At 50.7% G+C, this 8,672-nt stretch carries 10 protein-coding genes; 8 read left to right on the top strand and 2 right to left on the bottom strand.

Translation table 11 applies throughout. From position 1 onward, the window contains the following. Positions 1-442 precede the first annotated feature (442 nt). Complete coding sequence (locus tag Q0620_RS06475; RefSeq protein ID WP_298783871.1) at positions 443-871, top strand: hypothetical protein; 429 nt, start codon at positions 443-445, stop codon at positions 869-871. 141 nt (positions 872-1,012) lie between these two features. Beyond that, positions 1,013-1,993 (top strand): DUF3137 domain-containing protein, encoded by a 981-nt coding sequence (locus tag Q0620_RS06470; protein ID WP_298783868.1) that lies wholly within the window; start codon positions 1,013-1,015, stop codon positions 1,991-1,993. A gap of 291 nt (positions 1,994-2,284) precedes the next feature. On the opposite strand, the gene Q0620_RS06465 is transcribed toward Q0620_RS06470, so the two are convergent. Next, on the bottom strand, positions 2,285-3,214 hold the full coding sequence (locus tag Q0620_RS06465) for a DUF4299 family protein (RefSeq protein WP_298783867.1): 930 nt from the start codon (positions 3,212-3,214) through the stop codon (positions 2,285-2,287). A 160-nt stretch (positions 3,215-3,374) separates the two neighbouring features. Between Q0620_RS06465 and Q0620_RS06460 the strand changes: the two genes are divergently transcribed. The 3 genes from Q0620_RS06460 to Q0620_RS06450 all read left to right on the top strand — a co-directional run bounded on the left by Q0620_RS06460 (position 3,375) and on the right by Q0620_RS06450 (position 4,711). After that, the gene (locus Q0620_RS06460) at positions 3,375-4,013 is read left to right on the top strand and encodes a hypothetical protein (protein ID WP_298783866.1); all 639 of its coding nucleotides are present in this window, start codon (positions 3,375-3,377) and stop codon (positions 4,011-4,013) included. An 83-nt stretch (positions 4,014-4,096) separates the two neighbouring features. Next, positions 4,097-4,372 carry a hypothetical protein gene (locus Q0620_RS06455; protein WP_298783865.1) on the top strand — a complete coding sequence of 92 codons (276 nt, stop codon included), beginning with the start codon at positions 4,097-4,099 and terminating at the stop codon, positions 4,370-4,372. A gap of 156 nt (positions 4,373-4,528) precedes the next feature. Beyond that, positions 4,529-4,711, top strand: coding sequence for a hypothetical protein (locus Q0620_RS06450; RefSeq protein ID WP_298783864.1), 183 nt, complete (start codon positions 4,529-4,531; stop codon positions 4,709-4,711). A gap of 2 nt (positions 4,712-4,713) precedes the next feature. On the opposite strand, the gene proC is transcribed toward Q0620_RS06450, so the two are convergent. Further along, on the bottom strand, positions 4,714-5,670 hold the full coding sequence (gene proC / locus Q0620_RS06445) for a pyrroline-5-carboxylate reductase (RefSeq protein WP_298783863.1): 957 nt from the start codon (positions 5,668-5,670) through the stop codon (positions 4,714-4,716). 138 nt (positions 5,671-5,808) lie between these two features. On the opposite strand from proC, the gene ilvC reads away from it, so the two are divergent. The 3 genes from ilvC to Q0620_RS06430 all read left to right on the top strand — a co-directional run. Beyond that, a complete protein-coding gene (ilvC, locus tag Q0620_RS06440; protein ID WP_298783862.1) occupies positions 5,809-6,831 on the top strand; it encodes a ketol-acid reductoisomerase in 1,023 nt (340 codons plus the stop codon). Positions 6,832-6,844: 13 nt separating this feature from the next. Further along, a complete protein-coding gene (locus Q0620_RS06435) occupies positions 6,845-8,035 on the top strand; it encodes a divergent polysaccharide deacetylase family protein (protein ID WP_298783861.1) in 1,191 nt (396 codons plus the stop codon). After that, on the top strand, positions 8,019-8,672 hold a 654-nt coding region (locus Q0620_RS06430), incomplete at its 3' end, for a DNA-processing protein DprA (protein WP_298783860.1). The genes Q0620_RS06435 and Q0620_RS06430, both read left to right, overlap by 17 nt.

Raw genomic sequence — 8,672 nt, 5'->3', positions numbered from 1 at the left:
TGCCTATCGTGGGCACCGTCTTTTGTATTGCTGTCGTGCACCGTCTGTCATATGGCGTCTGTTGTGCTACCTGCCTTGCACCGTCTATCTACGCTACTCGTCGCGCGGTATCAGTTTTTTCGATGGGCTTTGTCTGCGATATTGCCGCGACGGGTTTGTGAGCTTTTGTAGCGCGCGCAATTTCGCCGAGATTTTACGACGTGCGAAATTCAGTAAGACGCAATAGCCAGTGCATGCGATTAGCTAAATTTAGCGGCGAGCTTTATTTGGAATTCTATTTCGCTATGAAATTTTAAAGCTTAGCTCTGAATTTAGGGCTTGCAGAATCTCAACTTTAAAATTTCATGGGCAGCGCTACGAGCAAGGCAAAATTTAGATTTTAAAATTTTACGGCGCGGAATTTAGCGCGGAAGCAAAGCGCGAAGCTGTTTGAGGAGACAAATTGGAATATGAAATCACGGGCGAGGTTCAAAATCTCCGCGTCCACGCTGCAAGAGGAAATAGCAAAATTTGGGTATTTTTCGAGATAGACGGCGTGAAGCTGCGCGGCGAGTTTAACGATATCCCCGTAGAGGAGGGCGAGCCTGCGCGCGCATATTTCATCCGCGGAGGATATGCGGGCAGCTACGTGATCACTCGAGTTCAGGTGGCGCGCAAACCAAGCCCTTTGCGCCGCAAGCTGGGGATCGTGACCGCCGTGTGCACGCTTGGCTTCGGCGCGGCGCTGTGGATCGTAGGCTTTGGGATTTTAAACGTCGGCGGGAGGGGCTCTCTAATTAATTTTGTCTGTGTTGCCGCCGCAGGATTTGGGGTGCTAAAAGAGGGCACGAGCAATCTGGGAGCGTGGCTAAATCAGCGCACGTCCGAATAGATCGCTGCCGCGGCGTAAATTTCATAAATTTAATCCGCCGAATAAAATTTACTCGCGCCGCCGTATCTTTGCGGCGTAAATTTTGCTAAAATTCGCTCCGAGCGCGAAATCCGCTACGTAAATTTAGAAAAAGGTGAAATTTTGAATCTAAACGAAGCAATAGAGGCAACCGCGAAAAAACAAAGCAAATGCAAAAGACTATATATTAAAAGCATAATTCTTGGACTTTTCTTTACCTTCGGCGTGCTTTTGATAGGAGGTGAGATCGTTATGTATATATTCGACAGCAGCGGAGCTGGAGATTTATTTGCAGCCGTCTATTTGCCGTTTATCATTCTTGCTATTAACATATCCGCATACTATGCGCTGGATGCGGAAAAAGATTATACGAGTTTTTTTAAAAATACGTTCATTCGCATTGCAATAAAAGACGTAAATACAATCTTTAAATACGATCCCCAAGCAGGCATAAGCAAACAAGAATTTAGAAAAATCAATATTTATCCACGCGACAGATTTCGTGCCGAAGACCTAATTAGCGGAACGTATAACGGCGTCAAATTTAATCTTAGCGAAGCTATAAGCATACCCAGGGATGCCAAACTAAAACTAGGCGACTCGCCCGGACTTAACCTAATCTCTCTAATATTTTTTGCTTGGTCAACGATGAAAGATATGCAAGCCTTTAGCGGCTCGGTTTTGGTCTGCGAGTTTTACAAGAAATTTAGCGGGCAAACTATAGTCGCGAGTCGCACGTTAAATACTAAATTTATAGGCGAAAAAGAACAGATGGACGATACTCTTTTTAACGATGAATTTAGGGTTTTTACGGATGACAAAGTAGGGGCGAGGTATCTTTTGACGCCCGCATTTATGGAGCGTTTGAGAGAGTTAAAGATAAAATTTGCTGGAGAGATGGGGGTGAGCGCGGCGTTTATGGACGATAAATTTTATCTATTTTTAAACGGAGCGAAAAACAAGTTTGAGACGACGCTCTTTTCGCCGCCGCCGAGCTTAGAGGACGCCGCGCAGATAAAAAAGGAAATTTCAGAGCTTTTATCTATCATAGACGAGTTAAATTTAAACCCGGATTTAAGCGGGGCGGCGATTTTGGCTGATTAACGCGCGCCGCTATTTGGCGGATAAAATCCGCTTGCTCTGCGGTAGCGCCTCGATCTCCTCTTACAGCACGCCCAGCATTTCGTCGTTATCGTAAATTTTAGGTCGTAGCAGATCTTTTTCATTTAGACTTTCTAAAATTTTATCACGACGAAATTTCACCGCGATATAAATTTAAAAATTCCGCCTCCTTAAAATTTTACGTATCGCGAAATTTACTGCGAATTCCACCCCTTTAAATTTTGCGGCGTCAACCCTCGATAAAATTCTGTAGAATTTCACCGCAAGTAAAATTTAGCCCGCCAGCGCCTTTAGCTGATTGACGTTTAGCCCGTCAGCCAAAATATAGCTCGCATCGATGAAGCGGTAGTTTCGCTTCGGCAGCCGCGCGATAAACTCGCCGTATTCCAGCTCGGTGATGGCGCGGTAGTTACCTGCGTCATTTTTGTCGCCCTCGATGCCTATGAGCGCGATCGGCCAGCGCGCTACGTCGCTATTTTTCAGCATCTCCGCGTTTTGCCACTCCACAAACGGCTTGTAGGGCAGGATAGTGGGCAGGTCCTGCGTGAGCGCGTATGAGCCCATTATCGTACCGTCATCCCCATTTCGGTAAAACCTCTGGTGCGCGCTGTAAGCGTCGAGGTATTGCACTTCGGTTAGCCGCTTACTAAACTCGGCGGCGGGGTTATACGAGGCTAAAATTTCATCCATCATCGCGCGGTTTATCGCAAAAGGCCTCTGCACCCCGTAGCAAAAATTTACCTCCGTATCGCCGCTTAAGTGTTGATCTATCGAATGTAGCCCCGCCGATATATCGCGCTCGTAGTCGAATTGCTCTATCCTGTCGTGGGTGTAAATTTCGCCGTTTTCATCCGCGATCTCGCCCCCCAGCTGCTTAGATAGTGCCTGCAGATACGAGATCGCCAAAACCCAATCAAAGATCGTCGCGGGCGTATTTACGCGCACGGCGTAGCTTTGCTGATCCTCATCGTAGCTAACCTCCATCCCGCGCCCGCTCTTGCCCCGCACGCCCAAAATCAAACACTCATACTCGCTCAAAGGTGATTTTAAAAACGCCCTCTCGTCAAAGTCCTCGGCGCTCTCGTCTATGCCAAATACCGATAGATCGGGCAGTAGCTCCAATGCCTTGCCTACGCTCATGGCGTCTGAATAGCCCATAAATAGCAGGCGCTTTTTGTTTTTGATGCGAAATTCTACGCTCACCCTTTTCTCCTTTGTTAAATTGGCAAAATGATAGCGAAATTTTACCCGCCGCAGCGAGCTAAATTTGCAGCGCAAGGAGTTTCGAAAAGTAAGCTTAAAGCTTTTTGAGAGTAAAATTTAAGTGGGCATACAGGCGGTAAATTTAATCAAAGGAGCGAAAATGACGAAAGATCAGTGCTGCGTTTTAAAGCATTTGACGGCGGGCGAAACGGAGGGTTTTGAAAAGATAGGCGAGCTTGGTGACGGCGAGTTTTTGGACGCGCTTATCGCAAAAGGGCTCGTGCGGGTGCTTGACTGGGCGGGCGAGGATAGCACGGGCGATGTGGGTAAATTTATCCGCTCTAGGCTTGATGCGCTGCAAAGCGGCGTGGCTCTAGAGTGCGATAAAATTTACGCCAAGCTTGAAAAAGAGGCGAAAAAAGAGGATTTTAAGCGCGGCGACGCGAGTCTATTTTTGATGAACGAGTTTCAAAAGGCACTGAAAAAGAGCGATTTTAGGCTCTTTGCCTTGGACCTTCATAACGACGCTTTTTATCTATTTATCGCGCATAAGGACGCCGAGCGGGATTTTAAGAAAATGGCAAAGCGCAAAGAGCTGTTTTGGGATATCGTGCCGTGGGGTAAGCGCCGCAAAAGGCAGATCCTTTATGTCATAAACTGCGAGTGCGGCGAGATGTCGGCGTGGCAGCTGGACGCGGACGAGCCGTCGCCTAGAGATGAAGTCTGCGAGGTCTGCGGGCGGGTGCTTTTTGACGCAGACGGCAACGCGATGCAGCCTTTGGAGAAGGAATTTATATAATATTGCTTATCGCGGCTTTGCGTGCGAAGTTTCGGCTGGATGAAAAGTTAAATTTTATTGCACAGCTCGGCAGGATTTGGCGCATGGATTTGGTTTATCGCTCGGCGGCGAAACGCAGTTTAAATTTAAGGCTCGCACGGGCGGCGGAATATGTTTTGATGCGGCTCGCTCTGGTAATCAAATACGTTTCGGCGCGGCTTGTTTGGTTTTCTATTCACGCGAGCGATGAAATTTTGCAGCTTGCGTTTGTATCTCGCAAGACCGCAGCGCAGGACGCACTATTTAGCGCTTGCGTTCTTGGCTTGATTTTTTATCCAGCAAGTTCGCAGTCGCGGGCGCATCTCCCTATGCTGCGCTAAATTTTGATTTTAATGGTTATGGATGCCAAACTTGCTCTACTAAAAATCAAAATTTAGCTCTGTTGCGATCACTAAATTTATAAGCCTGTAAATTTAGAATTTTAATCGTAAATTTTGACCTAAAATTTTACAAATCTCTAAATTTTAAAATTTTAAATGCAATGCGAGCTTGCCGGCTCGTTTACCATAAGGCTCGTAAATTCCGCCGCTGCAGGAGTGGCAAGCTCGTTTGATTTAAAGATAAGACAAAATTTAGCTAGAGCGCCCGTGCAGAACACCAATGCTAGCGCGCCAGCAAACGCGCTGTGTTTGAAACCCGAAACCGACGAGGTGCGATGAGGCTAGCCGCGAGCTTTGGCGATGCACGCCTCGATCGCCGCCATCACCGCTGCGCGAAACCCAGCCGCCTCCAGTGCCGCCAGCCCCTCTATCGTCGTACCCGCAGGCGAGCAGACGGCGTCTTTGAGCTCCGATGGGCGCCTGCCGCTTTGTAGCAGGCGCGCCGTGCCCTCTACCGCCGCCGCTACCGCGTCGTAGCATAGCGCCCGCGGCAGTCCGCCCCGCACGCCCGCATCCGCCGCAGCCTCGATAAAGGCGCACACATACGCAGGCAGACTCCCTGCGATCCCCGTAAATGCGGCAAAACCTGCCTCGTCTATTTCGTAGAATTTGCCGATTTTGGCAGCTAGCGCTCGTACGATCTCCCGACTAGCCTCATCAAAATACTCGCCGTAGCACAGCGCCGTAGCCGACGCGCCGATACTCGCAGCGACGTTTGGCATAGCTCTAGCCACGAAAACGTCCGTACCTACGATATTTTGGGCGCACTCCAGCTTGAAATTCGGCGCCAAAAGAAGCAGGATTTTGCCCGCGAGCTCGGGCGCGATCAGGTGCAAAATCCCCTCGTAACTGGCGGGCTTGGTCGCGAGCACGATAATATCCGCCGCGTGCGCCAGCTGCGTCTCGCCCTCTAAAATTTGCACGCCGTAGCGCTTGCGTAAGGTTTCGTTTTTGCTTCTGGCGTAGGCTAGGACTTCTAGTTTTGTCTCGGAGCGGGGCTGCACACAGGCGAAATCACGTTCGCGGCTCGCAAAATTCTGCTCTAAATTTGCGAAATTCCGCTCGCAAGCGGTAAAATTTTGAGCATCGGAAATAAAATTCCGCTCGCCGCGCGCGAACTTTTCTTTATCCTCTGTAAAATTTTCTCTGCTCGCCGCGCAATCTCGCCCGCTAGCTCTGCAAAGTGCTGCGATCATAGCCTCGCCCATATTTCCGCCGCCGATAAATCCCACTTTCATTTTCGCCCCTTTTAAAGCTAAATTATGCCTCAATGATAGCTCAAAATTTCTTTATCCGCCCTTGCGGTGCGCGGTTTATCTACGTAAAAGCAAATTTTAGCTACAATCTCGCCTAAATTTTTTAAAAAAGGATGCGTTATGGCAATAAACGTTTTTTACGACAAAGATTGCGATTTGGGTTTGATTAAGGCCAAAAAGGTCGCTATGATCGGCTTCGGCTCGCAAGGACACGCTCACGCCGAAAATTTGCGCGATAGCGGCGTAGAGGTTATCGTGGGTCTAAAAAAGGGTGGCGCGAGCTGGAGCAAGGCCGAGGCGAAGGGCTTTAAAGTAATGAGCGTCGGCGAGGCTACGAAGGCCGCAGACGTCGTAATGATCCTAACGCCCGATGAGTTTCAAAGCGACATTTTCAAAGCGGAGATCGAGCCGAATTTGAGCGAGGGCAATGCGATCGCGTTTGCGCACGGCTTTAATATCCACTTCGGACAGATCGTCCCTCCAAAGGGCATCGATTGCATTATGATCGCTCCGAAAGCCCCGGGCCACACCGTCCGCAATGAGTTTGTAAGCGGCGGCGGAGTGCCGATGCTGATCGCCGTTTCGCAAAACGAAAGCGGCAGAGCCAAAGAGCTTGCTCTAAGCTACGCAAGTGCGATCGGCGGCGGCCGCACCGGCATCATCGAAACGACTTTTAAAGCAGAGACCGAGACCGATCTTTTCGGCGAGCAGGCTGTGCTTTGCGGCGGACTTTGCGCGCTCATCAACGCAGGCTTTGAGACCCTCGTCGAGGCGGGATATGAGCCCGAGATGGCGTATTTTGAGTGTCAGCACGAGATGAAGCTGATCGTGGATCTCATCTATCAAGGCGGCATGGCAGATATGCGCTATTCGATCTCAAACACCGCAGAATACGGCGATTACGTAAGCGGAAACCGCGTCGTAAACGAAAGCAGCAAAGCGGCGATGAAAGAGGTGCTAAAGGAGATCCAAAACGGCAAATTTGCAAAAGACTTCATCCTCGAGCGCAAAGCTGGCTACGTGCGAATGAACGCCGAGCGCAATATCACGGCAAATAGCTTGCTTACCAAAACCGGCGAGAAGCTTCGCGCGATGATGCCGTGGATCGCCAAAGGCAAGCTCATAAACAAAGATAAAAACTGATTTCGGCTGAGCTTTGGCTAATACAAATCCACGCGAGCGCCGCAAAAAGCGCCCGATCAATTACATAGCGATCGCCTTTGTCGTAATCTTATGCTTTTTAAGCGGCGCGGTTACCTACGCGGTTTTGGATCTCGTATTTTCGGGCAATAAGGCTGCGTTGCAGCAAAGCTCGCGCAAGCAAGCTTCCGAAGCCTCTTCGCAGTCACAGGGTAAGCGACCGCGTTTAAGCGCTGCACAGAAGGAAGCTCTGATTCAAAAGGAGCTCGATAAGATCGCCGAGCAAAACGTAACCGCGCCGAAGATGAGCATCGAGCCCGCACGGCGGAATTCCGCAGGAGAAAATTCCGCAAACGGCGATTCGCAAAATTCCGTAAATTCTATGGCTTCCGCAAATTCCGTTGCTGCAAATTCGGCGGATGAAGGACCTGACGTAAATTTTATCGCGGTAAATTCTGCGCCCGAAAATTCCATAAATTCTATCGCGCAAAGCCACGCTTCCGGCAGTGCGGACGATCTTTCTAAATCGCCGCGCAAGGCTTTGCCTGCAGGCTCTCGCGCAAAGCTAGCGATCATCATCGACGACGTAGGTACCGACGAGCAGGCGCAAAAGATCGCTGCGCTGCCCGTGCGCGTGACGCCGTCCATCTTCCCGCCCGAGTATCAGCGCAAGGACACGCGCTCACTCGCTCGCGGCTTTGCGCATTACGCGATCCACCTGCCGATGGAAGCAAGCTCTGCTAAAAATAATTCCGCGACGCTGCGAGCTTCGGATAATTACGAGAAGCTAAACGGCGTCATAGCGAAGCTGCGCGCGGACTTTCCAAATGCTAAATTTATAAACAACCATACCGGTTCTAAATTTACCGCCGACGAGCGCGCGATGCAAAATCTGCTGCGCGCGATGAACGAGCATGGATTTTTATTTATCGACTCGCGCACGAGCCCCGCTACCAAGGCTAAGGCGGCGATGAAGGGGCTCGGCATGCGATACGTGCATCGCGATGTGTTTTTAGATAATCAAAACAGCGTCGCTGCGGTGCGTAAAAAGCTGCGTGAAGCCGTGACGCTTGCTAAAAAGCAGGGTTACGCCATCGCCATCGGCCATCCCAAAAGCTCCACTTTGCGCGCGCTTGCAAACAGCGCCGACATCCTAGGCGAGGTCGATTTAGTGTATTTGGACGAAATTTATGAGTACTACGAGTGAGCTTAGTTTTAAAATTCCAAGCTTAAGAATACTCGGTGCGAGCGAGCCCGCGCGGCTGTATTTTAGGGGCGAGCCGGCGATGTTACAAAAGCGCCGCATTTCGATCGTGGGCTCGCGCAAGATGAGCGTTTATAGCAAAAATTTGATCCTGCGCCTCGCGCGCGCTTTGAGCGATGCGGACTTTTGCGTCGTAAGCGGCGCGGCGATCGGCTGCGACATAGCCGCGCACGAAGGGGCGTTTCCAAACACGATCGCGGTTTTTGGAAACGGCCTTGATCAAATTTATCCCGCGCAAAACGCCGCCATGATCGGCAAAATTTACGAGCATAGCCTCGCGCTTAGCGAGTATGAGGACGGCGTGAGCGCGCGCGGATTTCAGTTTTTGCAGCGCAACCGTATCGTCGTGGCGCTGTCCGAAGCGCTCATCGTCGCTCAAGCCGAGCCCCGTAGCGGCTCGCTGCAAAGCGCGCGCCTGGCTCGCGAGATGGGCGTACCCGTCTACGTGCTGCCGCACCGCATAGACGAGAGCGCGGGCACGAACGATCTGCTCGCAAAATCTCAGGCGCGGCTGATCGCGGATTTTGGCGAGTTTGTCGAGTCTTTGGCTCCGCAGACGCCGCAAAGCACTGAGCGCGCG

This window comes from uncultured Campylobacter sp. (assembly GCF_938017615.1).
In the GTDB taxonomy this organism is placed as follows: Bacteria; Campylobacterota; Campylobacteria; order Campylobacterales; family Campylobacteraceae; genus Campylobacter_B.
This window is presented reverse-complemented; position numbering and strand designations above follow the sequence as displayed.

Bases quoted from the DNA above. Each gene is read 5' to 3' on its own strand.
- Q0620_RS06460 (WP_298783866.1), top strand. From the start codon at position 3,375: ATGACGAAAGATCAGTGCTGCGTTTTAAAGCATTTGACGGCGGGCGAA.
- Q0620_RS06455 (WP_298783865.1), top strand. From the start codon at position 4,097: ATGGATTTGGTTTATCGCTCGGCGGCGAAACGCAGTTTAAATTTAAGG.
- Q0620_RS06450 (WP_298783864.1), top strand. From the start codon at position 4,529: ATGCAATGCGAGCTTGCCGGCTCGTTTACCATAAGGCTCGTAAATTCC.
- proC (WP_298783863.1), bottom strand. From the start codon at position 5,670: ATGAAAGTGGGATTTATCGGCGGCGGAAATATGGGCGAGGCTATGATC.
- ilvC (WP_298783862.1), top strand. From the start codon at position 5,809: ATGGCAATAAACGTTTTTTACGACAAAGATTGCGATTTGGGTTTGATT.